The organism is Candidatus Bathyarchaeota archaeon (assembly GCA_029882535.1).
Classification (GTDB): Archaea; Thermoproteota; Bathyarchaeia; order Bathyarchaeales; family SOJC01; genus JAOUKM01.
Window position 1 is genome coordinate 1 of the sequence record JAOUKM010000021.1, and the last position, 26232, is coordinate 26232.

Sequence of the window (26232 nt, forward strand, 5' to 3'; positions counted from 1 at the left end):
GAGGTGCCCAGCAGTCTATAACTATTAGCGAGTATTTATTGACGGTGTCATTGAAGTCGGCGTCGGTTATGGTGATTGGGGTAGCGATTTTTTCGCTGCTTTTTGATTGTTTTATCATTTCTTGTATTTTCTTTGCCTTGATTTTTTCTAGTTCGGTGTCTTTTTCTTCAAACAAGCAACCATGCTCCTTCATTATGCATTTGTTCATTATTACTGTGAGTTCTGCCTTTTGAGCTTTTTCTGCTGCTTGTTGGTATTTTAGGGTTCTCTGTGTGTGTTCTCAGCACAGTGTCTAGACCTTCCTACTTGGATTCAAATATGTTTTCGGGATGGTTTTTGGTTTGTTTGTGGTGGGGGCTTTATGTGTTTAAGTTGAATGTTGACAAGGATTGGGGGATGGATATGCTGTTGTATGATTTGGGGTTTATCGGTTTTGGGTTGGCTCTTGAGCTGGCAGGTTTAAGGTTGATTGTGCTGGGAAAGAAGTAACGGGTCTTGGGAACGTTTTTATTTTCTTTGTTGGTGTATTGTTTGGTTGGGCGGCGGTAGCCAAGCCAGGTCAATAAAATGGTTTGTTGGCTAGAGGCGAAGGACTCAAGATCCTTTCCCGTAGGGGTTCGCCGGTTCGAATCCGGCCCGCCGCACCATGTTTCACAAATTTGCCTGTTGCTAGAATGCGGCGGAGTCTTTCTTAACTACGTCTAGCTTATCCATTGCAAGTGTAAAGTCTTGCAACGATTTCGGTCTGAAGATTATTTGGCTTCCAGAAATTCTTGATCCAAGAGTTAAGACCCACAGCAATTTTGGGATCAAGGTTAGTACTGAGATAGTTGCTTCATCCTCTTTTTTGCCGCGTAGCGAAGGGATTGGCCTCAAAAAGAACCACCGTTGTTCTTTGACTTTTTTTACAGTATAGCCGTAGATTTCATTAGTGCTGTAATGTTTTGAGAAGTTTAAGAAAGGGGCTTCCAAAAGCAAACCTTTCTTTGAAATACAGAGCTTAACGTAAGCAAACGCTGTTGAAGAAAATACTGCGATAACTGTCAGCATTATCAATAAGATGTAGAGCCAAGGAAATCTAGGAATATAATGCGGTGCATAGCTTATGAAGGCAAGAATTGGAATCCATGCCAAGAGAATCCAGCGCCCTCCGATGTTCTGTTCAAATAACAGAGTTTCGTAATAAGACTCAAGTCTCCTTCTGCTCTTTGAATACAGCAAACTCAGTGAACCTAGAAGAATCGGTCCTGGAGCATAAATCAGTGAAGGGTGAGCAAGCAATGGCGCTGTGGTAAAAATTTCACCCAAGGCATGAACACTTTCAGGCTCTATGACACGAATCCGCCATAAGCCAACCTCAAACAAGACATAATCTTCATAAACTGTTTCGTTTTCCCATACTGCTACAATAGTACCGTTGGGATGAGTAAGCTTCACGCTCAGCACCTGTTCTGCCCCAATACGTACATGGAGAGTGTTAGGAGTAAGTGAAACAGGAATCTCGCAATAGGTTGGCGCAGTTCCATGAACTACTGTCCCATTAAAGCCGATAGAGATTCCGCCACCCGCATAGTAAACAGGAGTTCTAGGTCCCACAATTAACAAGATTACACCTATTGATAGAAAAACTAATCCAACAATTGAAAAGACGAACCAACGCATTCCTCATCAACTAACAGTTGATGCATCAGTTTAAATAATTATTTTTATTGGCACTAGAGACCCTTTCCCGTAGGGGTTCGCCGGTTCGAATCCGGCCTGCCACACCATTTCGTTACAGTTTATTAGTTTAAACAACAATAGAGCGAAGGGTCGTCTATGCAAGTTTTCGCCATCAAATCCCCACTCATCAAACCAAAAGACAACCTAGTCAACATACTTCTCCAAGCAACAAAAAAACACAACCTAAAACTAGAAAACAAAGACCTCATAGCAATATCATCAAAAGCCCTAGCAACAACACAAGACCAAATAACTAAACTAAATCAAATCGCACCATCCCAAAAAGCAAAGACGCTAGCCAAAAAATATTCTTTAGAACCAGAATTTGCCGAACTAATACTAGAAGAAGCCGAAAAAATCTACGGAGGAACCGAAAAAGCAGTTTTGACACTAAAAAACGGAATCTTAACTGTAAACGCTGGCATTGACCACAAAAACGCTCCAAAAGGATACGCCGCACTATGGCCTCTAAACCCTCAACAACAAGCCGAAGCCATACGACGCGAAATGCGACAAAGAACCAGAAAAAACGTAGGAGTCCTAATAGTGGACAGCGAAGTAGCACCCCTCAGAATGGGCACCAGAGGCTTAGCCCTAGCAGTAGCGGGCTTCAAACCAGTAAAAGACTGCAGAAGCAAAAGAGACCTTTTTCAAAAACCTCTCTTAATCACTCGACACGCAATAGCAGATGACCTCGCATCCACAGCCCACCTGCTAATGGGAGAAACAAACAAGAAAACACCCTTCGTCCTCATCAAAAACGCACCTGTCACATTCACAGAAGACCAAGTTTCTCCAAAAGAAATGCAGATTCCACCCAATAAATGCGTCTATGCATCTGCATTTAAAATTTCAACCACCAATCTTGAAACCATAAATCCTTAAAGCCTTCAACAATCCAGCTCCGATGAACGTCGAAACTACAGCAATCAGCAACCTTTCTACGGGATAAAGCCACATAATAAGTTGCCAATCAGCTTTCCAAGCACTCACCTCAGAAATAAAACTAGGCCAGTAAAAGACTTCAAACATCAAACTACCCACAACATGACCAAAAAGAGTAGCAATAAACACCGTTATCCCCACCCCAAAAGCAAGCTTAAACGCATCCCCATTCTCACGCAAAAACTCATCAACCCTCGACTGCAATGGAGAAAACACGAAAACCAAACCAGCAACATGCAACCACAAAAAAGGAGGCCACAACCAAGCAGGTCCGACCACAGGATAAAAAGCAAAAACAAGCAGCAAAATAAGATACAAAACACTGCAAAACCATCTTTTATTGTTGCAAAGCAAGCCTGCACACAGCGCCGCAGCCACGTGAGGTACAAAGCTGAACAGACCGAAAGGGCCAGTTTGCGACATCAAAGCGCCGATGGCTCCGCCAATTGCTATTGAAAAGATGCCGAGCCAAGGACCAAGTATGATTCCAACCAACGGAGCCATCACAACTCCTGCTTGAATAAAGCTTCCTTGCCCACCAACCAACGGAAACAGGTTCCAAGAAGAGAAAACCGTGTAAAACGACGCAAAAACAACTGTTAATGTTATGTTTTTTGTTGATAACGCTAGGGTATTTATTTTCATTTCTGTTTCCTTTGAGCATTAACGCTTTTCTAATTTTTAAAATGTATGTGTTAACAAGCAAAAACTTTCATCATTTTAGAAGGAAAAGAAAAGGCAATCGTCGGAGAAGAATCATTCAAAAAAGCCTGAAACAGTGATATACATACCCACAAACAGCATCCATCAAATAATAGCGGAAGAAGACGTGCAGCTGATTTGGCTAGCTTGGAAAGCTTGGTAGCCGACAATAAAACATGAATGTTCTCCTTTTGATGAAATGACACCTACATGTGCGACGTCTACTCAATACCCGCGACTTCAACCAAAAACTCAGCCGTCGTCCTTCCCCAAACCGTCAACTCGTATCTAATTGGCACGTTCCGTCTAAACACCAATTTCCTACCCCTTAAACTCCGCAAATACCTATACGTCCTACGCAAATTGATACCCGCGACTTCAGACAAGTCGTGAGCAGAAATGCCGGCTTGCGGGATTAAGTCACAAATTCTTTTCTGCGTCGGCGAAAGTTGCTCTAAAGACAATGCTCGCTTCGAGCGGAAGTAGAAAACGCGGTCAGAAGGAGAATCATTTGCTATCAGTCTACGTTCTTGCAGACGCTTCAAAGTCCGAGACAAACTCTTCGCAGGAGCAACTTCAAGCAATTCGCCACGAGTCTTCGCACCATCTAAAAGACTTCTTAGTATTTTCTCCTCATACCCGCCAGAATGAACCGGCAGCTGTCCTGCAAAACCATGCTTAACCACGGCATCTTGAACCTTCCTGCCATACAACGTAAAACCAAAGCGATTATCCCATTCCTTAACTAAGCCAGCACTCAACAACGGCTTCAAATATTCACCAATCGTCTTCTGGCTATGATAGAATCCATAGCTCTTAAGATTCTTCTGCAAAGCATCAAGCGATAAAGGTCTCTCCCAAAGAACGTCAAGTATAGCCAATCTTCTCCGGTTCTTAATAGCATTCAACAACTTAAGCCCATGATCATCTTTTGAAAGCACTTCACTTGTTTCTCGAAGCTCCCTTTTCACTTTCCAAGTCTCACACTGATCCACACAAAACATCGGAGAAGCAACACTGCAACTTTTGCACCTCTCTTCCATCAAATGCAACGTCTGCTCCAACGTACAGCCGTCATCAACCATCTTCCTCGACAGCCATAACGAATCCCCAACAAGCTTTCGGCTCTTCGCATGCACTTCAAGCGAGGCGTATGTCATAGAAGCTTGGTCATCATTGTGCCTTTTTCTTTGAGGGGAGAAAGGAAAAGTTTTTTTCAAAACGAGTTTCCTCCATCGTTTCTATGACACACGTCATATATTATGACATGCGTCATGCTTATATACCTTTCCCCACAACACTATAAACGGAGCAAAAAAAATGAAACTCCCATGCGAAGTAGCAGTAAAATCAGTCGTCCCTGCAATACGCGCCCTACTCGCAAAAGAACTCACAAAAACATACGGAATGAAACAAAAAGAAGCAGCCAACCTACTAGGAATAACCCAAACAGCAGTAAGTAAATACACCCACCACGTAAGAGGAAGAATCCTCCTAATAGAAAAACACGAAGAAGTAAAAACACAAATCGTAGAAACTGCCGCTTCACTAGCCAATGGCAACATAGACAGAACAACGCTTATACTACGAATCTGCACCGCATGCCAACTCATACGAGAAAAACACCTCATGTGCAAACTATGCAAACGCGCGGACCCAGCACTAGACATAAAACAATGCAAACTATGTTTCCTTTCTTCTTGCGACCTCACAAACCTAAAAAGCTTAAAGAAACACGCCGAGCAAAATGGAACTGAACAATAAGCTCATCACAACAGCTCCAAAACCTATAATAAAAGCTTTACTCCAAGAAAGTTCATGCAATTTTTTCAAAGCAATAGTGCAGAGAATAATAGCCCACCCATAAGACAACAAAGTCAAAACAGAAATCGGCATACCCCAACTACCCTGGTAGATGTCGAGGTATTCCAAATAAGTGATGTTATAAGGAAGGAAAATCGGAGGCAAAACAAGAAACAACACAACAAGAGCCCCTAAATAAACGATAGAAGCTGAATAAACGTATCCAACACTCGATAACAAATTTTTCCAAAACCCTTTCCAATCAAAAAAACTCTTTAAAGCTAACAAAACTATTCCAGAAAGAATCAACCACTCCAACAAAAAATCAAAGCCACTGCGCATAATTGAATATGCAAGTTGCGTGCCAAAGGTGCTTAAAGATGAAATAGGAACATACTTTCCAAAAAATAAATCATCTATTTTTACAGTAAGATTTACAGAACTAGGCCACATTAGCTGGAAGCCTATCCCAGTCACGTTTGCCCAACTGGTAGAGTCCCCGCGCACTTCCATCCAACCGTCAATAGCTGGACTAACGGTAATGTTTGCCCAGACATCACTGCTGTTTGCTACCAAAGGCCCTACATCTAACTCAAACCTGTTACTTTCATTGTTTAACGAGAACAGCTGCAAAATTGCAGTTGGAGTAACATTTGCTTCGTTCACCCATTTTATCCTAAAAGACAAGCGACTGTATTCCTCTTCAGAACAATTAAAACTCCCTATGTCTGTCAAGCGCATCCAAATCAGCGAACTATTAGTCAAAGAAGATGAAACACTAAAATTGCCTACAATGTAATCGTTGTTGTCAAAAGTTATGTTGTCGTTGGAACTCCACAAAAACGATGTCGAGTTGGACGGTTTTTCTGTCCACAAATCGTTTTCAGGCGCTGGATTTTCTAAGAAAAATTTTGTCCCACTTATATATTGTCCACCGAGAACTATGGGCAACGTTATCAACAAAATTAGGATTGGACCTTTAACATTTGGTTTCTCCACGATCTCTTCAAAAGTCTTCATCGGTGAGTAGAGCACTTTGAATATCCATTTCACAAACTGCCCAGATTGCTTTTTTTCCTGTTCTTCTTCTAAGGATTGGACCTCGTCAATCGTCACGTTGTGTGCATTCCTTGTTTAATTCTTCTATAAGTGCCGTAATCTACGTAATCTATAAACCTGTTTTCAACTTGATAGTTTATAGTGAATTTTTGTCTAGGTCTCTTGTCAATTAGCTGGCTTGTGGCAATAAACGAATATGCATCACTTCCAGCTCCAGAACCATAACTTGCTAATAAAATTCTGTCATTTGGTTTCGCTATGTCAAGAACAGCTGCTAAACCGATAGGTGAGCACCCTGAATACGTATTTCCAAATTTTGCAACCTGTAAACTTGGCAGAAACTGTTCCTCTTTAAACCCTAAAGACTTCGCAACACGTGTTGGAAAAGCAGCATTAGGCTGGTGTGCCACGAAATAGTCTACATCGCGAGGCTCAAGCTTCAAACGGTCCATGAGGCTTTTAACAGTTTTTGTTACGTGCTTAAAGTAGGCTGGTTCACCTGTAAATCTGCCGCCATGGCTCGGGTAAGGTTGGGTGTCTCTCCTCCAAAAATCTGGAGTGTCTGATGTAATTGAGACCCAGCCTTCAAATTGAGCTATCACGTCATCCATGCCGAAGATGAAGGCGCAGCCTCCGTAGCCCACGAAGAGGTCTAGTTCGCCTCCTGGTTCGTCTCTTGGGGCAGATTGAGAATTGTCGGCTCCGATTACCATGGCGTAAGATTCTTCTGAATCTGGGTAATAGACTAGAGAAGCGGCGTCTTTGAACATGCTTGTTGCCGCTTTACATGCAAATTCTGTGTCTATTGCATCTACGCATTGGACGCCTTCAGCTCGATCTTCTTCGCCAAGTTTCAGCACCTGAGCTACTTTGGAAGCAATAGGCTTAACAGCGTAGGGGTTGGACTCTGATCCTACATATACCTTGCCAACTGATCTATGATCAATGCCTGAGTGGATAAGTGCCATTTTTCCAGCTTCAACGGCTGCGGTTATGGCGTCTTCGTCTAAGAAGGGGATAGATCGCTCTATTATTCCTTCTTTAATTCTGAACTTGGAAGAATAAACGCCATATCCTACTATTCCCGGTTTCTCGTATTCCTTCGAAGGTTTCACTATTCTATATTCTTGGTAAGGATAGTATTCGTCAGCAAATGAGAAAGCCAGAGAGATTGTTGGCACTATTCCGCTTGGATCCACGGCATGTCTTCTCCTAAACCTAGGAACAATCTTTCTGCCTTCCAAATCATCTAGGATGATTTCCTCGTCTCTTATTATGCGATCAGTTAATCGAGCTGGAAAACGCACTTTGTCATCGTGGAAAGAAATGATTCCGTAGATGTATGGACCCAATTTTGTGAACTTGTTCGTAGGTTTATTGACAAGAGTGCAAATTTCCAGTGTTCCTTCCTCGTAAAAGAAGTCGATGCGTTCCATCTTACCGAAGCTTTCTCTTCCGCAAGCACCACAGTAGTCTCTAAGTTTGAAGTATTCTTTTCCACAAATAATGCAACGACTACCACGCAATCTATCGCCTATATAGGAAACTCGCCTTTCAATCGGTTCACTGCTCACGTCAATTGCCTCCCTAAAACGTACACATATGCTTTGGTTCCGAAGCCTTCCAACTCGTGAACACAACCGTATCTGAGTTCACCATCTGCTTTTACCTGTCTTTCACCAGCCTCTCGTCTCAACTGTTGGAAAACCTCAAAAATCTCCGCCCCTCCTGTGGCACCCAAAGGATTTCCATCAGCTTTAAGCCCACCATTCATGTTTACAAAGACTTTTCTACCGTCAAGCTCAAAGTAGTCTTCATTCTCCTGAGAACTTTTGTAAATATCCATCCAAGCCTTGCCCTTCTCGCAGAACCCCAAATCTTCTAAAGAAACCATCCCCATCATAGTAGACGAATCATATAGTTCCAAAATTGAAATGTCATCCAGTCGAATATCCGATGTCTTAAGAACATCCTTAATCGCCAGTCTAGTAGCCACGAAGCCTGTCAAGTCGTTGCGCGAGGGGAAAGTAATATAGTCTGTAGCTAGAGAATAACCCCGAATGTAGACTGGTTTGTCAGTGTAGGACTCAGCCAAATCTGAATTTGTTAATATCAAAGCAGATGCACCATCAGATATTGGTGCGAAATCGAACAAGCCTAAAGGTCTTCTTGCCCTAGCTCTTGCTTTTATAACTGTATCTACAGAGATTTCTTTGTGAAACTGGGCGTACTTGTTTTTCATGGCATTACGGTGATTCTTTACAGAAAACTCAGCCAACGCCGTGTTTAAAACGTCAAGATGCTCACCAGTGACCCCGTATCTTTTAATGTATGCTCTAAGCATAAGCTCATGATTCGCCTCTGGCGTACATCCAGCATAATAACTCCACGGATCCTCCAGAAGCATAAGGTCGTCTCTAATTTTGTCCCACCGATCCGTCATCTTTTCCATTCCACCCACAAGCACAAGCTCATACTTCCCTGCCAGAACGGCGTTGCAAGCATTCGAGAGAGCAGAACCAAAGGAACGTGTGATTTCCATGGGAACGTTTAGCTCTAAGAGTTCAGACAGAAACCCCTCTTCAAGCCCTAACTTGTTGGTTATGGGAAGAAAATAGTCTGCAAAGTGACAAGCATTTAGATCTCTACGTTCAATACTTGCAGAGCTTAAAGCTGACAGCCCAGATTCCTCAACCAAGCTTTCAGGCGCGCTTTCATAATGCTCCCCAAACTTGGTTCTGCCCACGCTGACGATAGCCGGGCACATTCCCTTCATTATGAATATTAACTCCTTTCTTTACAAAGTTTTTATCCATTTATATAAGTATCTTTCTTAAGTGTTTGCCATCTTGCAGAAGACTCCACATTTAAAAAAATACAGCTTAGATGTAACAAGGAAAACTTGGAAAACATATGAGACAGGCTAACAGAATTGTTGTAACTGTTAAGGAAATTCGCAGAAAATGTCCAGTATTCAAGGTTGGAGACAGAATAGTTCTTGATGAGCCAAAAATAATTTTGGAGGAAACAGATGCCTGCGTATCCATGCGTTAGGGTCAATGGCATACATACTCTTTGCGTTGAGAAGAGAAATAAGCTTCAAAGAATTAGGCTTAACGAAGAACGAAGAGAATGTGGGCTATGTTTAATGTCTCGACCCAAGGCCTCCATACACTTTTGGCGGAACAGTTGTGTTTGAAATTAGGCGTGAATAGAAAAGCTAGGTAACGTTTTTATTCACTTACTAGTGAACACGTAGGATTTGTGGCCCTTACTATGGCTTCGAAAAAGAGAACGGTGCTACTCGGCATGTGTTTGCTGATTTTCTTAGTGTCGGCATCTGCTGAAAATATGGTTTTCTTTAGGTATTCTGGAAATTTGTTTGCCAATCCACCTGTTGCTGTGATATTAGTTTTTATCCATAACGTTCTTGTGGTTTCTCTTATTCTGCTTGCGATGACTTTCTACGTTGAACTAGTTCTTTCTTTCTTCAAGCCGAAAAAGTATGAATACATTGTGCTCCAGCATCCACGAGTCTTTGCTTTGGTGTTTACTTTCATGATTATTTTGTTAAGTATTTTCAGGGCTAGCATGATTGTTTTCGGAACAGTATTCATAAACGGTTTAACTACGGTTGTTCTGTTAAGCTTGCCCAACGGATTGATTGAGGGCTACGGAATTTATTTAACAATACAGAAAACGCTGAAAAGAAGCATGACAATGCGGGATCTTTTAGTGATTTATTTACTATTTTTTATAGCAGCAGTGGTAGAGGTCGGGTTCATCCAGCTACTTTTGTTGGTAAGCACTGCTTGAACCTTTAAATAAACATCGCTATAATTCATTGAAATAAAATTGTGGAGAGAGTTAAATGCGCCTTTTCCATGTCGCCTCCGACAAAGAGATAAAACAAGCGGAAACAACCGACATTTACTTTGTACACACAAAAAAGATTTTAGAAGCTAAAAGCTTGGAAAAAATCCGTGTTGTAGCAGAAGTAACTCCTGGTCGCCTTCCAGAAAACTGGCCTTGGAGCATTTTATGCGGCATCGAAGAACTAGCCCATCTGTTTAGGGGCATTCCCGTTGATGTTTATTCAATGCCTGAAGGAACAGTATTCTATCCCACTGACTATCAAGGTTTTCGCGAGCCCGTCTTAAGAATTGAAGGCTCTTACGGAAAGTTTTGCCTCTATGAGACCCCTCTTCTAGGTCTTATTTGTCAAGCCTCGGGAATCGCCACTCGAGCAGCGAGAGTGAAGAAGATTGCTGAAAACAAAAACGTGATTTCTTTTGGCATTCGTCGCATGCATCCAGCTCTTTCATCCATAATAGACCGAGCAGCCTTTATTGGCGGATTTGACGCAGTTAGCAGTCTGACAGGCGCAAAAACAACAGATACCAAACCTGTGGGAACTATGCCCCATGCTCTCATCATAGTTGTAGGCGATCAAATCAAGGCATGGAAAGCTTTCGACAGCATAATTGAAGAAGATGTGCCTCGTGTTGTCTTGGTGGACACGTACTCGGATGAGAAGATGGAGGCAATTATGGCTGCAGAAGCTGTAAAAAATCTGAAAGCCGTACGCCTTGATACTCCAGCGTCTCGTAAAGGTGATTTCGCAGAGATTGTGCGAGAGGTACGCTGGGAACTGAATCTTCGCGGCTATAAACACGTCCAGATTTTCGTTTCTGGAGGCTTGAACGAGGAATCAGTTAGACAGCTGAGCGATGCGGGTGCAGACGCGTTCGGCGTAGGCACATACGTAAGCAATTCGCCTACCGTAAACTTTGCCATGGATATAATTGAGATGGATGGGAAATTGTGCGCAAAGCGGGGCAAGCTTGGAGGGCGAAAGGAAGTGTGGCGATGCCAAAAATGTTTAGCTGACGTAGTTTTGCCATATGATGAACCTCAGCCTAGATGCCCAAAATGTCGAGGTAAAACAGAGCGCATGTTAAGACCGTTTGTTAAAAAAGGAAAAGTGGTAGCAAAGTTACCTAAGCCAAAGGAAATCCGCAAATACGTGTTGAAGCAGTTGGCAAAGCTTTCACTTGAATGAACTACTCAATTGGGAAAGTGTTGTGGACTCATGATTTAAAAGGTGATTAGCGTAAGCGTACGCCCTTATACATGTATTATGAACGCTCGGCTGATTTCTTGGAAGAAGAACAATAACGTGTAAAAAGCAGTAGAATCGTCAAAAACATGCTTGCATACGGAATTTTAACGCTTATATTTAAGCATCAACCAAACAGAATAGTTAGTTGTGGTGAAACAGTTTGCCGTACTGTCCAAAATGTGGGAATGAAGTTACAGAAGAAATGGAGTATTGCTCAAAGTGTGGGGCTTCGCTTAAAGCTGAAAAGATTCCTGAAGAGGCTTACGAGAAATACGAGAAACACGAAAAACATGAAAAGCGTGAGAAGGAAGAAAAAGCTGAGAAACACGAAAAAAGAGAAACTAGCCGTTTTTGGGTGCTGATCGGCGGCCTAATCCTTGTAGTCGTTGGAGCAACATCTTTGATAACAACTCTCTTTGAGCTACCTGAGTCATGGCGTGGAGCGTTTTTCCTAGTAGCCATTGGCCTAGTAATCATCATCCTCGCCATTCGTGGAGCGACTAGAGCATCTAGAACAAACCCGCGACCCTAAAGAAGCCATCCGTACAAAAGCCGATACAACCTATGCTCCAAAATGGTTAAAGCAGTTGCTCTACCAAAAACTCGAAAATAATTTTTACCCATAGCCTCAATCATGTCACCAATATCATACCGTGGAAAAAGACAAGACGAAACAATCAATCGTCCCCATTCACCCCTTTTAAGCTCATAAAGCATCTTAATCCCTTGCCCAGTTTCAACCTCAAACAAGTATTTGTCATAATTAGGACTAATGTAAGGAAGGTCGTCAAGTTGCTGACCGTATACACCTTCCGTGGCTGTATACATTTCCACTATTGGAACTGTGCCATAGTAAGACTTCAACCTAGGTGCATACTTATGCTGGATTTTTCTTATGCTCGTACAAAAGAGAGCCTTAAGCCGCCACAACTCTTTCGGTTTTTTCCGATGTTTATTTGCGACGTATTTGGCAAAAGATAAAATCACAGGTGTAACGCCCATTGCAGCAGTAACATTCTGGTTCAACGCCTTCTGATAGACAAGCTCAAACCGTTTCTCCCAATCCGACCTAGTTATGCCGAGACCCAACGCATCGATTTCTTCTTGTTTCGGCAATAAGCTCACTTGGTTAAGCATGGGATTCAGTTTCGCGTAAGTACCTGAACTGTAACCGTAATTTACCCTTTTCCCACTTGTCTCCATTGTTGCTACGGTAGAAGGAAAGTTAAGATTGAGAACTTTTCCAATCAACACAGTGAAGTCGTTTTCCCTTAACGCATAGTTGACTAAAGCCCTTGCCCCACATGAAAATATCTGCTCAAGATGAGTCTTTGTGGCAGGAAGAATCTTTGAGACGCCTGTAGAACCCCTTGTCATAACCCAGCAGACTGGAGGCTCGGAAAGCATGGCTCGATAATTTCCTTTCTTTACCTCTTTCAAATGTGGTAGTAGTTTTTCGTAGCTAATTTTGGGAAAGCTCAGTTGAAAGTCTGCGATATTTTTGATATCATTTATGGAATGTTGCTCTCCATAATCGGTTTTTCGGTAGTGCTCAATTAGATCTTGTAGAGCTTGGTTTTGAGCTTCTGTTGGATTTTCGAGGGCTTGATACCATGGATTAACTAATGCTCGTAAGAAATCATCTGGAGATATTTTAGGAAACATCATTGACAGTAACTTAGGATCCCCTCATAAAGTTTAAGTCAGAGAATCCACAAAAAGAATAGAGGAAGCAAAAATGTCAACAAACGTCTCGATTACAAAAATTTTGGTCCCAGTTGACGGTTCAAAGCCGTCAGACAAAGCTGCAGAATATGCAATAGATATAGCAAAAAGAGTAAAAGCAAACATTGTTGCCGTGCATGTGATACATTTACCCGCTTACGCTTTGACGCCTACGCCCATAGAAGGAATGCCAACCCACATGATGACCCCTATTCCTATGACAATCTCCAATGAAGAAAGAAAGATGGCGGAAAACTACATGAACAAAGTAAAGAAAATGGCAAAAAGAGCTAAAGTTAAAATTGAGACAAAAATCGTTGAAGATCAACCATCAATTGTTCATGCAATAACAAAAATTGCTGAGAAAGAAGGTTGCGACCTTATTGTTATGGGAACTAAAGGCAGAACTGGAATCAAAAGATTCCTTCTAGGAAGCGTAGCCAACGGAGTGTTGACATATGCGCCATGCCCCGTATTAGTGGTAAGATAGCTTATAGAAAAATATATCGAGTTATAACTTAGTGGCAACACAATGGCAATGAATTCTTCGTGTAGTGGACAGGAAGCAAAAAATAAGGGCTTAGTCATCTGCTACTATTGCCACAAATCGTTCTCATCACTAGGAACAGGAAGCGAAACCAAGGGTATGGTAGTTAACTGCCCTCATTGTGGCAAATCATTGCGTTTAGGTAAAACGATGTCAGGGCGTACATGGATTATCCGCCAATTCAAAATTCTAGGTTTGTTTGCGCTCTTGGGTGTCATAGGTATTCTAACATGGATATTTGGAACTGTCGAACCTAGTCCTATGGCATGGCTTGGATTAGGCGGCTCAATTTTTTTCGTAGCAGTGTTTGTTTTTTGCGTTGTGCTAACTTTATATCGTATTGCGCGCGCACGCAAAACGCTTTTATTCAAGAAAACGCACAACACAAGAAAAGAAACACGCAAAGGTTAGATAAGTATTTAACGCACCAAAATTGGTCGCTTAATACTTATTTACTCCCTTTACAAATCAGAATAAACATCACATTAAAACCGAGGAACAAAATATGCAAACTATGTTAAGGCACACAAGAGGCATTTCAACGCTTTCTCTGTTAATTTTGCTTTTAGCGTCTGGAATAGTAGGTGCTGTGCTATCATACTTGTGGACAGAAGGATACTATGTGAACATAAGGCATAGGATTCCCGAAGGCATAACTACAATAACAATCACGAATGTTACATTTCCTCTCGAAGATAGCGCTTATTTCGATGTGACAGTTCTAAATCCATCTTATTCGGAAGCTGATGCGAACATAACTAGTATTGCCATAATCGCTACGACTGATGATTTGGAAACAATTTATAACATTCCAGCGAGTTCCATAGAGCCGTTAATTCCACATCCCCTCTCGAAAGGCGATGCTATAACCTTCAAGTGTACAAGAAACTGGGGAGAATTCGCGGGTCAAACTATTCGTGTTGCCGTATTTCTGCAAAATGACTCGGGCGCAACATTTCCATATAAAACAGGTAAAGTAGAGTTGGAAATTGTTAGTGTAGATCTTGACACCACAGTAACTGTTGAGCGTTTTAATGTGACTATAGGGAATGCAGCGGAATCTCTTATACCATTAAATATAACAGAAATAATGTTTGATTCTACGAGCATTCCATCCCAAAACATAACGTTAAAAGATGAAAATGCTACACTTCCACAGCAATTTCAACCAGGCCAAAGTAAGACTTTTTTATGTAACTGGAACTTGTGGAGAGAAGGTGCTTTGGATGGTTCTTCTCACACAATTACCGTGAAAACATTGCAAGGTTATTCTGCAATCAAAACAGAATCCTTGCCTCCCTCTGTGATGCTTAATATAACTGATATAGCTTTCAATGCATCTGACACTAGTGGATTTAATGTAACAATTTCCAATCTACCGTCATCGCCGCATCTTGTCAATATCAACAAAGTAACAATTACAAATGGGACTCAAATTTTCGAGGATGTAAAAGTAATAATTGTATTACCACTGGGGCTTATGCCAGGTGAAAATGCTACCCTTCAATGCTTGTGGGATTGGGGAGAGTTCAAAGGTCAAGAGATAAAAATAACAGTTTATACAACGCAAGGCTTCTCTATATATGAATATAAGACGTTTCCTGACGAAGAATAGGCTCTTAATTCAGCAATCTTCTAATTCCAAGACACGAGTTTAGCGAAGCGTTAATCTTTAACCTCTTGCCTACTGATAGTTTCTAAACAGCTTTGCAAGGCGAGATGACACAACATGACAGAATATGATTCTGTTATCGTAGGCGCAGGTATAATTGGATTAGCAACTGCTTATCACATTAAAAAACAGCGACCAAACGACCGAATTCTTGTCATAGATAAGATGAGCACAGCCGGCCAAGGAAATACCGCTAAAAGCGCTGCGATGTTCAGATGTTTCTTCTACTCTCATACAAACCTCACTTTAGTGGATACCACGGTTGAATTCTTCAAGCATGTTCAAAACCAGCTAGGCGTAGATTTGAAGTTGAAATGGGCTGGCTATTTGTGGCTTTTTTCAAAAGAACATTATAGGATTATAGAGCCTATTCTTAGGTCTATGGCAGAAAACGGCCTTGGATATGAAGTGTATGAAGAAGAAGAGTTGACAAAGCGTCTCAATCTTAGAACAAAAGTTACAACAGATGAGGAGGCACAAATGATGGGATTAGCAGATGTGGAAAAAGGAGTATTTGTTCCTAAGGCAGGGTCCATCGACATAGACTTGCTAGTTCAGTTCTACAAAGAAGAATTTCAAAAGATGGGCGGAGAAATTCTATACAACACGAAAGCTGAGAAGATACTAGTAGAGCCAGAGCAGCCCTTAGGAATGCCTGATGAACCCTTTTTCTGGCAAAAATCCAAGGCTGCCGGAGTTGACACTAACAGAGGCACAATTAAAGCGAAGAAAACCATTATTGCTGCAGGCGTGTGGGCGAATACTCTGCTTCATCAAGTTGGAGTTTACGCGCCGATGGAACCTATAAAGCGTCAACTTTTTTCTGTGAAGGCATCAACGACAGCGTTGAGACAGCTTTTAGGTGTCAGAGGCTTCAATGTGGAAGACTGTGTACCTTTCACAATTTTGCCAGAACCAGCGATTTACATTAAACCTGCCGTGGATGAAAACGCTTTTTGGCTGAGCTATGGCGACGATTTTCCAAGAGCCTTTAAGCTAGAAGATGACCCTCAATCTGAAGAAAATTTTTACCGTTATGGAATCTATCAAGTAGTGACAAAGTATTTTCCTCAGTTTTTGGGAGCGCAGCCTTATGGTTCTTGGGCAGGTCAGTATGCGCTTAATACCATCGATGGGCAACCCGTTATTTTTGAAGAAAACGACTTGTTGGTGGTCGGAAGTTGCAGCGGCAGTGGGAACATGAAAGGTGATGCTATAGGCCAAATTGCCGCAGCCTTGTATAAAGGTGAAGAATACACAAACCTTTATGGGGACAAAAAGTTTAGAGTAAGCGACCTTGGCATGGCAAAGCGTCATGTGGAGCCAGAAAAACTCATAATATAGGTGAACAACTTGAAAACACCATTAAAAGTTACTAAAAGAACCAGCACAATAAAATACGCAATTAGAGACGTTATTGGATTCGCCAAAAAACTTGAAAAAAAAGGAAAACAGATAACTTACCTTAACATAGGCGACCCGGTAAAATTCGATTTCGATACACCTGAACACGTTAAACAGGCTCTTTTTGAGGCAGTAAAAGCCGGAGAAAATTGGTACGGTCCTTCAGAGGGACTTTTAGAGCTAAGAGAAGCAATTTGCAAAAAAGAAAAACGTGTTAACAACATTGACATTTTACCCGAAAACGTCATAGTCACTACAGGTGTTTCTGAAGGTATATTCATGGTTATGGCAGCGATAATCGAAAAAGGCGACGAAATTCTAGTGCCTGGTCCCACCTACCCGCCGTATACTTCGTATGCCAAGTTTTTTGAGGGAAAACCCGTATCTTACAAGACTGTTGAAGAAGAAGGATGGCAGCCTGACATTGAGGATATGCAGTTAAAAATTTCTGAAAAGACAAAAGGCATTGTGATAATAAATCCAAACAACCCTTGCGGCGCCGTGTATGACGAGAACACAGTAAAGAAAATTGTTGACTTAGCAGCCGAAAATGACCTGTTGGTTTTGTCTGATGAAATCTACGACAGGATAGTGTATGAAGAACAGTTTATAAGTACAGCTTCCATTGCAAAGGACTTTCCAGTAGTTGGGCTGAATGGTTTTTCTAAGGCTTACTTAGCTACTGGGTGGAGACTGGGATACTTCTATTTCCACGACCCAGAAGGAAGGTTGGAGATGCTAAAGGAAAGCGTCAAAAAAGAATCTCGTATTAGACTATGCACTAATACTCCTGTTCAAAAGGCAGGTGTAGCGGCTTTGAATGGATCGCAAGAACACATTACAAAGATGGTTGAAAAATTGCGTAAAAGAAGAGATTACGCTTGGAAGCGCTTAAACGAAATTGAGGGAATCAGTTGTACGAAGCCGAAAGGAGCTTTTTACGTTTTTCCAAGAATACATGATGTTGGACACCGTTGGAAGACGGACTTGGAATTTGTTCTTGACGTTTTGGAAAAAACGGGTGTTCTCTTTGTGCATGGTTCAGGCTTTTGTAATACGTATGGCATAGGTCATGTCAGAGGGGTCTTCTTGCCGCCCATCGGAGTCTTGGAAAATGCGTTTGACAGGCTAGAAAAATTCATGAAGTCTTAAGGGTTATTCCAGAGTAGACGTTTTTCAGCGAATAAGCACACCTTCCTTAGGATCTCTCACCAGTTTCTGGTATTCTTCCATCAACCTTCGAGTGATTGGGCCAGGTTTTCCGTCTCCGATTCTTCGTTTGTTTATTTCCTTCACTGGAACTACTTCTGCTGCTGTTCCTGTAAAGAACACTTCGTCTGCGAGGAATAGGTCTGAAGGTGTAATTTCTTTCTTAACCACCGTGTATCCAAGTTTTTTCGCATTTTCAATGACTACATTCCTTGTTATTCCGCGTAAAGCACCGGTAGATGTCGGCGGAGTTATAATTACGCCATTAGATACGGCGAATATGTTTTCTGCAACTCCCTCACACACAAACCCTTGTTTGTTTAGACATATCGCCTCATCGACGTTTGCGCTGTTGGCTTCAATCTTAGCAAGTATGCTGTTTAGATAGTTTAGAGATTTCACTTCATGCGATGTTGCATCCACCGCGTCTCGTTTGACCCATGAAATTATAGCTGTTAAACCTTCTTCTTTCGCTCCTCCCTGGTGAAGTTTTATCCGGTCGGTGATGATTATTATTGTCGGTTTGGGGCATTTTCGAGGGTCAAGACCTAGGTCACCTAAACCTCTGGAAACAACTAGGCGGATGTACGATTCGGTAAGGTTGTTTTTCTTCAGCGTTTCTATAACAGCATTAATCATTTCCTCTTTCGTTATCGGAATTTCTAGCATTATGACGCGTGCAGATGAATACAGTCTGTCGATGTGTTCCTTTAGTTTGAATACGCTGCCGTTGTAAGCTCGTATTCCCTCAAATACGCCGTCTCCGTAGAGGAAGCCATGGTCGTAGACTGAAATCTTCGCTTCTGACTTTGGATAGTACTTTCCATCTACGTAAATGAGAAGCTCCTTCTCCATTCTTAGCATCCCCTTTTAGATTCTCTACAATATCCGCAATTACTTGATATACTTTTTGTAAAGTAGCCTAGCCATAAAATTGAGGTCGTTGAGATAATTTTTTAGGCAGTGGTAACGGTTTGAAAGGCTTGCCTCTTTTTTCTTTCAAAATGTTATCCACCAGCTCTTGAAGCTTCATCTTTCTGATTTTTCCAGCAACTCTGTCTCGAACAGGCAGAATCCTTGAGTCAATTTCTTTTTGACCGACAACTATTACGTAGTTTACCCATTCGGTTTCTGCTTCTCTAACTTTCCTCTGCAGTGTGAGAGAGCGGTCGTCAAAATCTACCCGTATTTCATATTTGGCAATTTTTTCAGCGATGTTTTCAGCGTCTTTCATGAACTTGTCTGATACAGGTATAACTCTGACCTGTGTAGGTGAAAGCCAGAGAGGAAGAATAGGAGCTTTCCCTTTTTGTTGCTCCCGATATGCCTTTTCTAGCATCATATAGACGCATCTTTCAATTCCACCACTCGGTGAACAGTGCAGAATTAGTGGATGTTGTCTTTCACCTTTTTCATCAATGTAGGTGATGTCGTATCTGCAGGCGTTTTCCACGTCAATCTGGTCTGTTGATAGAGCGGAGGCTTTGTTTTGGTTGTCGACGAAGTTGAATTCCCATTTTAGAATCCAATAGAACGCTTTTTCCTTGAACATCTCAATTAAAACTGGTTTCGCGAATAACTTTGCCAGCGAGACTATGAAATCTTTGTTTTCTTCGTAGAAATCTTTTGTAAACCTTATCGCTAATTCGTAGTCTTCTTTTCCCAGCTCAAAACCTTTTAGGACTTTCATGCACAACTTGAACCGGACTACAAATTCTTTCTTTGCTTGTTCCAAGTCAAGGCAGAGTGCATGACAGTCCGGCATCGTGAAGGCGCGTTGTCGTCGTAGCCCAGTTATTTCGCCGCTTTTCTCTCGCCTAAAACTGTATCTCGTCAACTCATAGATTCTTAGCGGAAGTTGGCGATACGAGAACTGGGCGTCATGGAGCATGAGAAACTGTCCGAAGCATGCAGCGAATCTGAGGAAAAGGTCCTTGTCTTCAGACTTTAGGGTATACTGTCTTGCGGGGAATCGGTCTAGATAGTCGCTTAAGCTGGGGTGATGAAAGTCATACATAATTGGAGTTTCAACTTCCATAGCACCATACTCTGCCATAGTCCTTGTGACAAACTGCTCAATCAAAGACTTGACTAGCCGCCCCTTCGGATACCATCTCAAGTTTCCTGGGTCACTACCCGGCTCATAGTCAACGAGTTCAAGTCTTTTCATCAACCTTATGTGCGGAGGCGCTTGTTGACTTGCTTGCATCTTCGAAATTTCGTATTTAGCGAATTTTTCGAGATCTTCATGCCTTGTGAAATCGAATTTTTCAATAGGCACTAATTTTCCGTCTGGTTGCAGAATATGCCAAGAAGATTTCATTTTTTCTTCAGCTTTCAAAGCTTCAGAAATTCTCTCTTCTATTTTCACTTCGCCTGGCTGGATAACTCTTGACTGTTCTGCTAATGGGTGTCCCTTTATTGAAATGGTGAATTGCTTGTTCCAGCCGAAAGGTGCGCGAAAGGTTTCTATGCGCTTTTCTTTTGCATATTTTTCCATTGCCTTAATGACTTTGAGCGCCACTGCGGGTTTTGCCAATTCACTGCTCAAGTGTGCGTAAGGGTAGATTAGAATTTTGTTGACTTTGAGTTTCTCTAGAAAATCTTGAACTTCCTCGACAGCTTGCTTTGCTGCAGTTTTGTTGTCACCCTCTTCAATAGCGGTAAAAAGGACAACAACTTCTTCTATCCGTCTTTCTTTCTTCTCTGCCTCTTCGGCTAAGTCGATTTCCTTTTGTATAGGCTTGTATTTGATGTAGTTTGAGTGTAGTTGAAGTATGCGCAAATTAGTCATCCAGCTTTAATTGGCTTTCTTATAATTTGGTTAGCTTTCTAAAAATGCTTTTGGAAAAACTGTTGCTTCTGCTTTCTCGAAACAAATCCTCGCGTTAACGTGAGCCTTGATGTCTCCATTTTTCCAGCGTTCTATCTTTTTTTGTGGCTTTCTTGAACTCCTTATAATGTTCTTTGCAGAGATATGCTCTCCTCTCCTCATCGATTTTTAACCCAGCGGCGGTAACTTTACCCGCGGCAATAGAACGAACCGCGTCTTTTTCACAGCCTGAAACACTACATTTTACGCCTTTATCGATTTTTCCCAACAATTGCACCCTCTAAACAACAGTATCATCTGGCAATGGCTTAATTCCCTTCTCATATATTTTAGTTGCCCTCTCGTAGACTTCACTCTTTTCACCGAAACGCCGAGAACCAACATCTTCTATGATAAAGGATGCGGCAGCTGAACCGACACAGCAACACCACAAAGGCTCTCTGCTACGAATGTACTCCGCTAGAAAGGCACCAATGAAAACGTCGCCAGCGCCTGTTGGGTCTTTGAGTATTTTGGGTTTGCAGGCGGGAATATGATAGAATTTTTCGCCAAAATGTGCTAGTATCCCTTTCTTGCCCATCGTAACCAAGACTATTTTCACGCCGCATTTATGAATCCTTTTCATTGCAGTTCTAATTTTAGCATGTCCAGTCATCAATTTAATTTCTTGAATTGTCGATTTGAAAGCGTCACAGTTTTGGAGAAAGCTCATATCGCTCAACTTTTTTAGTCTCACACCACCTGTCTCGTCGAATTCCCGCAGAAATCCTTGAGGGTCAACGGATAATAACGGCGTCCTGCTTCTCAGCTTTCGAATCACTTCTACCGATAGCTCGTTTGCCACTGGTGCTGCGTGAATCGCTCTGGCGCGTAGAGAGGTGGATATATCTTTTGAGAAAATTTGAGGCGCTCTATTTTTCAGTTGAAGTTTTCGTTTCCCATTGTCATACGTGAGTAAGAAAGCTGTTGTGAAGGCGTTTTCCACAATCTTCACCTGCGACAAGTCTACATTTTTTTGGTGAAGCCATGCAAGATGTTTCTGAAAGTCCTTTCCTACCTTAGAAACTACGCTTACGTTTGCACCTAGCTTATTTGCTGCTAGAGAAACAAAGGCAGCGGGGCCACCCAATGTTGTTTTTGGACAGGGTATTCTCGGCGAAATTATTAGATCAATTACAAAATGGCCGACTGTAACTAGGTCAAACACATACTGCCCTCAGGTTACTAAGTTCAATATTTGCAAACGTAACGTAATATTAATTCTTTGAAAAACTCATATATTTGTTAAGATCAACAAGCGTGGATATATAAGTCTCTTCTGCAATTCACTATTTGTAAAAGGGACTTGAAACGTTTGCCAGTTAAGCGAAAAAGCCGCGGAAGATCAAAAGGCGGCAAAGGAAAAAGCGCGTTGGTTCAGTGCAGTGGCTGCGGTGAACTCGTGCCTCGTGACAAGGCTAAGCGTGTTTCAAAGAGAGTTTCAATGGTGGATTATGCCTTAGCTAAGGAACTACGGCAAAAAGGCGCTTACATCGCTGCACCTGTGGATACAAAGTATTACTGTGTTTCATGCGCCGTACATCATGGTGTGGTGAAAGTGCGAGCTAAAAACGAGCGAAAACGACGCCGAGGGAAGAGATACTAACTTTCTTTTTTTCTGGATGCATTGTAGAAGTGGACCGTGCGTTGAAGCACGGTGAGATTTGTTAAGACAGCAACAATTATTATACTCCAACATAGTGCGTCCAGCCAGAAGAAGGCAACAAAACTAGCTGCTGTCAATATGAGTATTCGTTCCGCTCGCTCTGCAAAACCAACTGTTTCCATTTTGGCTCCAGCAGCTTCAGCTCTTGCACGGGCATAGCTTACCAGTAAAGAGCCGACAAGAGCAACAGAACCCCAGAAAACATCACATAAGCCGCTGACCGTTATGGCTACCAGAATAAATGCGTCTGCGTAGCGGTCAAGCAGGGAATCTAGAAAGCCGCCGAAGACTGTGGTTTCGCCATGGAGTCTTGCGACAGCTCCATCTAAGGCGTCGCAGAGTCCTGAGAGTAGGAAAAAGATTGGTGCGACGATGAGAAAAAGATGATTGTAATGCCACACCCAGTAAAAGCAGCCGGCCAGAAAAGCTAGGAAAATTCCTATTGCGCTAATTTGGTTCGGCGTCATTCCTAGATTGTGTAGCAGTTTTGCCTCTGTTGAGAGTATGGATTGAACTTGTTTTTTTAAGCGTGTCAGCATTTTGCTTCGCGGTAGTGTTTATGGTGGCAATCTTTATTTAAAACGTGGTTCTGAAAAGTAAGAAACTAGGTGGTTATGATGATTGAAGTTGGTCAGTTGAAAGTTGATGGGAAAACTGCGCTGGGCTTGAAGGTAGATTTGCCGGATTCTCCTCCTCTCGTTGCAGTTATCGGGGAGAGGGGCTTTGTTATGTGTGGATTCTTAAATGTGGATGTGGCTGAGAGGCTTGGTGTGACAGCGGCGATGGTTAGCGGTGTTAAAACTTTTGATGATGTACTTGATGCAGAAGTTAAGGCGGTTACGTCTAAAGCTAAGATGAAGGGCATAAAGCAGGGAATGAAAGGGCGAGAGGCTGTAAAGTTGCTGTTTTAATCTGTTTCTAATAGGTTATTGCCACTCTCACTAAATTTGACGCTTTTTTGCCGCACACGAGACATTTGCCTTCAATTTTTTCTTCGATGTCAACTGGCGTTCCTAGCAAAGAAGCATTTACACGTTCTTCAAGTTTGTGCCCGCATTCCTCTGTACCACACCAGAAGAGCTCTATAATTCCAGCTCTTTTCCTTAACAGTTCGTTTGCTTTTTCTAAACTGTCTACTCTGTAAATTCGCTTTTTCATCCATTTCCAAGCCTTTTCTCGCATTTCGGTTGATATCTGATCCATTAGCTGGGGCAATTGGGATGGCAAGTCACTGATCTTGCAGGCTTCTTTCTTGAAGGTGTCTCGGCGTACAAGGATAATCTGTTCCTTTTGAACGTCTTTTGGACCAATTTCTATGCGAATTGGAACGCCGCGGAGTTCCCAGTGGAAGAATTTTGCACCTGGAGTTAGTTCTTCTCTTTTGTCAATTTCAGCCCTGAAGCCTAGGCTTTTTAGCTTTTCGGCAATTTGCTCACATGCTTCCATGATTGATTGTTGGCTTTTTTTATGCGGTATCGGAATAATTATGACTTGAATGGGGGCAAGCAGAGGCGTTAATACAATGCCATTATCGTCGCCATGAACGCTGATTATCGAGCCGATTCCGCGTTCGCTTATGCCATAGCAGGTTTGCCAGATGTATTCGTGTTCGCCGTCTAAGGTTTCGTATTGGATGTCGAATGCTTTGGAGAAGTTTTGCCCTAGACTGTGCACTGTGCCTGACTGCAAGGTGCGTCCATCAGGCATAATGACGTCGAAAGAGATTGAATAGAGAGCGCCCGGGAATTTGTCCCAGTCTGGGCGGCGGCTAATTACGTAGGGGACGCCGCAAGCGTTAAAGAAGTCTTTGTAGATTTGAGTGGCCTCTTTGACTTGTGCTTCTGCGTCTTCAAGCGTAGCGTGGCTAGTGTGTGCTTCTTTGAAGGTCGTTACTTCGCGTACCCTAATAATGGGTCTTGTGGTTTTTGTTTCGTAGCGGAATACGCTTCCGATTTGGTACAGTTTTTTTGGCAAGTCAGCGTGGCTTCGTATCCAGATTTTGAGCATGGGGTAGATTGCTGTTTCGCTGGTTGGTCTTAGTGCGTATCTGATTTCTAATGGTTTTAAGCCGCCGTGGGTTATCCAGAAGACTTCGTTTTCGAAGTCTTTGATGTGGGCGGCTTCTTTGCGGAGGTTGGTTTCAGTGACCATGATTGGAAATTGAATTTCGTCGTGTCCTGTGGCGTCGTGCAAGTTTCTGAGCTGCTGAGTGACTAATCTGCGCATCTTGTGGCCATAGGGAAGCCAGACGCCGCAGCCTTTGATTGGATAGCGGTAGTCTAAGATTTCTGCATCTATTAGCACTTGGCGAAACCATTCGCCGAACTGGTTGTCTCGTTTTTCGCGTTTTGAGGTTAGCATGAGTTGTTCCAGCTTTTACAGAGTTTATTACCGTTTGGATATTTTAACGTTTAAGCGATGAGGGGAAGCTGTGTGTGTGGAAGCTAGACTACGCTGCAGCCGTAACCAAGCTGGCTAACGCCATTGTCTTAACTTGGATAGAGCTTGTCGGCAAAGCAGTAGTTCGGAGATTCTGGGTAACAACAATCACGTAATAGTCAGTGGCGACAGTGTAAACGCGCGCTTAACTTCATATCCTTAGCACAAGTATACAGCTTACTTTCGCTTTGGAATGGATGGAAGTCTTTGGATCTTTATTTTCTCAGTTTGACAGCTGTTCCATAAGCAGTTACGAGAATAAATCCTTCCAGAATTTCTGAGGTTTCAAAGTCTATGGAAAGAACTCCGTTAGCTCCCATTTTTCTAGCTTCATTCTTTAAATCTTCTAGAGCCTCCTTTCGCGCTTTTTCAACTTCCTCTGCGTATGCAGTGCCCTTTCCTCCAGTAATAGATTGAATGCCTGAAACAAATCTACCCAGCGCTCCCCTTGTCCTCGTACTGGAACCATATATAACTCCGAAAACTTCTTCAACCTCATATTTCGGGATCATTGGCATCGTCGCTAAAATAAGGTCTTCTCCCATTAACTCACCTCCCTTAAACTTTCCGACTCATCATACTCATAATGTCCTTTCACTTCATAAAGTTTTTTCACATTCTATGGGCGGTTTGCGCGCGCATTTTAATTTGATAGGATACCATCATTCTTCATATTTGCTGAAACTCGGTAAAAAAACCGTCAGAAAATGAAATGTGCGTCTGTGCATAGTAGCCTAAGTCTTCTACCCTCTTCATTTGAAGTTACGCAGAGAACAAGCCGCGGAGCACGTTGCTTTGCATTCATTATAGACACAAGGTGCCAGGGATGGTATTTGAACTCCACCCATAATGGAGACATCACTCGCATTTTTCTCATTTTTTGTCGAGGCGTACGCATCGCACGCTAGAATGAGAATGCTTTAAAGATGCCTTTCACCTTTTCAGCCACTTCCTTGAGGTCTTCTGTGTTTGGCCTTCCTTGAATGTCACCTAAACGCCCACTGATTGAATGGTCGCGGAATCTATTTGTCTTATATTCTCCTACTATGTACCATTCTCCCGCTATAGTGTAACCCAAGTGGTCATATAATTGTCCCATGAATTTAACCGCTGGAATTGCCTCATTGATACCCGTGTGCATACCTCCATAAGTACAATAAACTACGACGTTTGCCGAAGGTCTTCGTGGGGAAGTAAGTTTTACCTCGCCTTCCTCATTGTATTTCTGCAGGAGCCTCCTGTGAAGTTCAATCATGGGTTTACCTGGGAGCTGCCCATACACTCCAGATCCGGCAAATATGAAGTCGAATTTCAGTACATCCAGATCCATATCCCCACTAGTTAC

Annotated in this window: 29 protein-coding genes, 1 tRNA gene and 1 pseudogene; 15 read left to right on the forward strand and 16 right to left on the reverse strand. The window is 42.3% G+C overall.

From position 1 onward, the window contains the following. Positions 1 to 208, reverse strand: a 208-nt coding sequence (locus tag OEX01_06205) for a hypothetical protein (protein ID MDH5448576.1), incomplete at its 3' end; no start/stop codon positions are given. A gap of 155 nt (positions 209 to 363) precedes the next feature. Between OEX01_06205 and OEX01_06210 the strand changes: the two genes are divergently transcribed. Both OEX01_06210 and OEX01_06215 read left to right on the forward strand, forming a co-directional pair. Next, complete coding sequence (locus tag OEX01_06210) at positions 364 to 489, forward strand: hypothetical protein (protein MDH5448577.1); 126 nt, start codon at positions 364 to 366, stop codon at positions 487 to 489. Positions 490 to 539: 50 nt separating this feature from the next. Then, a tRNA-Leu gene (locus tag OEX01_06215) sits at positions 540 to 647 on the forward strand. A 22-nt stretch (positions 648 to 669) separates the two neighbouring features. Here the strand turns inward: OEX01_06215 and OEX01_06220 are convergent. Further along, positions 670 to 1662: a hypothetical protein gene (locus OEX01_06220; protein MDH5448578.1), complete on the reverse strand. Its 993-nt coding sequence runs from the start codon at positions 1660 to 1662 to the stop codon at positions 670 to 672. Between the two features lie 156 nt (positions 1663 to 1818). Here OEX01_06220 and OEX01_06225 point away from each other — a divergent pair, with 156 nt between their 5' ends. Then, positions 1819 to 2607, forward strand: coding sequence for a coenzyme F420-0:L-glutamate ligase (locus OEX01_06225; GenBank protein ID MDH5448579.1), 789 nt, complete (start codon positions 1819 to 1821; stop codon positions 2605 to 2607). On the opposite strand, the gene OEX01_06230 is transcribed toward OEX01_06225, so the two are convergent. Both OEX01_06230 and OEX01_06235 read right to left on the reverse strand, forming a co-directional pair. Then, positions 2575 to 3312, reverse strand: a complete 738-nt coding sequence (locus tag OEX01_06230; GenBank protein ID MDH5448580.1) for an ECF transporter S component — start codon at positions 3310 to 3312, stop codon at positions 2575 to 2577. The genes OEX01_06225 and OEX01_06230 overlap by 33 nt on opposite strands. Positions 3313 to 3590: 278 nt before the next feature. After that, positions 3591 to 4589, reverse strand: coding sequence for a hypothetical protein (locus OEX01_06235; protein ID MDH5448581.1), 999 nt, complete (start codon positions 4587 to 4589; stop codon positions 3591 to 3593). A gap of 100 nt (positions 4590 to 4689) precedes the next feature. Between OEX01_06235 and OEX01_06240 the strand changes: the two genes are divergently transcribed. Continuing rightward, on the forward strand, positions 4690 to 5133 hold the full coding sequence (locus tag OEX01_06240; GenBank protein ID MDH5448582.1) for a transcriptional regulator: 444 nt from the start codon (positions 4690 to 4692) through the stop codon (positions 5131 to 5133). Here OEX01_06240 and OEX01_06245 read toward each other — a convergent pair. From OEX01_06245 to OEX01_06255, 3 genes are read right to left on the reverse strand one after another with little or no spacing between them, the layout of a single operon-like run. Continuing rightward, a complete protein-coding gene (locus OEX01_06245) occupies positions 5095 to 6288 on the reverse strand; it encodes a hypothetical protein (protein ID MDH5448583.1) in 1194 nt (397 codons plus the stop codon). The genes OEX01_06240 and OEX01_06245 overlap by 39 nt on opposite strands. Further along, the gene (locus tag OEX01_06250) at positions 6285 to 7805 is read right to left on the reverse strand and encodes a hydroxymethylglutaryl-CoA synthase (GenBank protein ID MDH5448584.1); all 1521 of its coding nucleotides are present in this window, start codon (positions 7803 to 7805) and stop codon (positions 6285 to 6287) included. The genes OEX01_06245 and OEX01_06250 overlap by 4 nt, the downstream gene beginning before the upstream one ends. Then, on the reverse strand, positions 7802 to 9007 hold the full coding sequence (locus OEX01_06255; protein ID MDH5448585.1) for a hypothetical protein: 1206 nt from the start codon (positions 9005 to 9007) through the stop codon (positions 7802 to 7804). The genes OEX01_06250 and OEX01_06255 overlap by 4 nt, the downstream gene beginning before the upstream one ends. 137 nt (positions 9008 to 9144) lie before the next feature. Here OEX01_06255 and OEX01_06260 point away from each other — a divergent pair. The 4 genes and pseudogenes from OEX01_06260 (at position 9145) to OEX01_06275 (ending at position 11885) form a co-directional block, all read left to right on the forward strand. Continuing rightward, positions 9145 to 9377: pseudogene (locus OEX01_06260) on the forward strand (TIGR04076 family protein). A 130-nt stretch (positions 9378 to 9507) separates the two neighbouring features. Then, positions 9508 to 10047, forward strand: a complete 540-nt coding sequence (locus OEX01_06265; GenBank protein MDH5448586.1) for a hypothetical protein — start codon at positions 9508 to 9510, stop codon at positions 10045 to 10047. A gap of 55 nt (positions 10048 to 10102) precedes the next feature. After that, a complete protein-coding gene (locus OEX01_06270; GenBank protein ID MDH5448587.1) occupies positions 10103 to 11293 on the forward strand; it encodes a nicotinate phosphoribosyltransferase in 1191 nt (396 codons plus the stop codon). A 220-nt stretch (positions 11294 to 11513) separates the two neighbouring features. Further along, positions 11514 to 11885 (forward strand): zinc ribbon domain-containing protein, encoded by a 372-nt coding sequence (locus OEX01_06275; GenBank protein MDH5448588.1) that lies wholly within the window; start codon positions 11514 to 11516, stop codon positions 11883 to 11885. On the opposite strand, the gene OEX01_06280 is transcribed toward OEX01_06275, so the two are convergent. Next, positions 11882 to 13021: a GH3 auxin-responsive promoter family protein gene (locus tag OEX01_06280; GenBank protein ID MDH5448589.1), complete on the reverse strand. Its 1140-nt coding sequence runs from the start codon at positions 13019 to 13021 to the stop codon at positions 11882 to 11884. The genes OEX01_06275 and OEX01_06280 overlap by 4 nt on opposite strands. Positions 13022 to 13091: 70 nt before the next feature. Between OEX01_06280 and OEX01_06285 the strand changes: the two genes are divergently transcribed. The 5 genes from OEX01_06285 (at position 13092) to OEX01_06305 (ending at position 17853) form a co-directional block, all read left to right on the forward strand. After that, positions 13092 to 13568, forward strand: coding sequence for a universal stress protein (locus tag OEX01_06285; GenBank protein MDH5448590.1), 477 nt, complete (start codon positions 13092 to 13094; stop codon positions 13566 to 13568). 42 nt (positions 13569 to 13610) lie between these two features. Next, positions 13611 to 14036, forward strand: coding sequence for a hypothetical protein (locus OEX01_06290; GenBank protein ID MDH5448591.1), 426 nt, complete (start codon positions 13611 to 13613; stop codon positions 14034 to 14036). A 103-nt stretch (positions 14037 to 14139) separates the two neighbouring features. After that, positions 14140 to 15240, forward strand: a complete 1101-nt coding sequence (locus OEX01_06295) for a hypothetical protein (protein MDH5448592.1) — start codon at positions 14140 to 14142, stop codon at positions 15238 to 15240. Positions 15241 to 15354: 114 nt separating this feature from the next. Then, positions 15355 to 16641, forward strand: a complete 1287-nt coding sequence (locus OEX01_06300; protein ID MDH5448593.1) for an FAD-binding oxidoreductase — start codon at positions 15355 to 15357, stop codon at positions 16639 to 16641. Between the two features lie 9 nt (positions 16642 to 16650). After that, the gene (locus tag OEX01_06305) at positions 16651 to 17853 is read left to right on the forward strand and encodes an aminotransferase class I/II-fold pyridoxal phosphate-dependent enzyme (GenBank protein MDH5448594.1); all 1203 of its coding nucleotides are present in this window, start codon (positions 16651 to 16653) and stop codon (positions 17851 to 17853) included. Positions 17854 to 17877: 24 nt separating this feature from the next. Here the strand turns inward: OEX01_06305 and ilvE are convergent, their stop codons facing one another. The 4 genes from ilvE to OEX01_06325 all read right to left on the reverse strand — a co-directional run bounded on the left by ilvE (position 17878) and on the right by OEX01_06325 (position 21950). Beyond that, the gene (ilvE, locus tag OEX01_06310) at positions 17878 to 18765 is read right to left on the reverse strand and encodes a branched-chain-amino-acid transaminase (GenBank protein MDH5448595.1); all 888 of its coding nucleotides are present in this window, start codon (positions 18763 to 18765) and stop codon (positions 17878 to 17880) included. Between the two features lie 67 nt (positions 18766 to 18832). Continuing rightward, positions 18833 to 20695, reverse strand: coding sequence for a threonine--tRNA ligase (locus OEX01_06315; protein ID MDH5448596.1), 1863 nt, complete (start codon positions 20693 to 20695; stop codon positions 18833 to 18835). A 103-nt stretch (positions 20696 to 20798) separates the two neighbouring features. Next, positions 20799 to 21011, reverse strand: a complete 213-nt coding sequence (locus OEX01_06320) for a hypothetical protein (protein MDH5448597.1) — start codon at positions 21009 to 21011, stop codon at positions 20799 to 20801. A 12-nt stretch (positions 21012 to 21023) separates the two neighbouring features. Next, positions 21024 to 21950: a PfkB family carbohydrate kinase gene (locus OEX01_06325; protein MDH5448598.1), complete on the reverse strand. Its 927-nt coding sequence runs from the start codon at positions 21948 to 21950 to the stop codon at positions 21024 to 21026. A gap of 147 nt (positions 21951 to 22097) precedes the next feature. Between OEX01_06325 and OEX01_06330 the strand changes: the two genes are divergently transcribed. Continuing rightward, entirely contained in the window at positions 22098 to 22388 is a 291-nt protein-coding gene (locus OEX01_06330; GenBank protein ID MDH5448599.1) for a 30S ribosomal protein S26e, read from the forward strand. Here OEX01_06330 and pgsA read toward each other — a convergent pair. Further along, on the reverse strand, positions 22385 to 22987 hold the full coding sequence (pgsA, locus tag OEX01_06335) for an archaetidylinositol phosphate synthase (protein ID MDH5448600.1): 603 nt from the start codon (positions 22985 to 22987) through the stop codon (positions 22385 to 22387). The genes OEX01_06330 and pgsA overlap by 4 nt on opposite strands. Before the next feature lie 78 nt (positions 22988 to 23065). On the opposite strand from pgsA, the gene OEX01_06340 reads away from it, so the two are divergent. Continuing rightward, positions 23066 to 23359, forward strand: coding sequence for a DUF1805 domain-containing protein (locus tag OEX01_06340; protein ID MDH5448601.1), 294 nt, complete (start codon positions 23066 to 23068; stop codon positions 23357 to 23359). A 7-nt stretch (positions 23360 to 23366) separates the two neighbouring features. Here OEX01_06340 and proS read toward each other — a convergent pair whose 3' ends face one another. The 3 genes from proS to OEX01_06355 form a co-directional block, all read right to left on the reverse strand. Beyond that, entirely contained in the window at positions 23367 to 24809 is a 1443-nt protein-coding gene (proS, locus tag OEX01_06345; GenBank protein MDH5448602.1) for a proline--tRNA ligase, read from the reverse strand. Positions 24810 to 25102: 293 nt separating this feature from the next. Beyond that, a complete protein-coding gene (locus OEX01_06350) occupies positions 25103 to 25432 on the reverse strand; it encodes a YbjQ family protein (GenBank protein MDH5448603.1) in 330 nt (109 codons plus the stop codon). Positions 25433 to 25791: 359 nt separating this feature from the next. Then, on the reverse strand, positions 25792 to 26232 hold a 441-nt coding region (locus OEX01_06355; GenBank protein ID MDH5448604.1), incomplete at its 5' end, for a flavodoxin.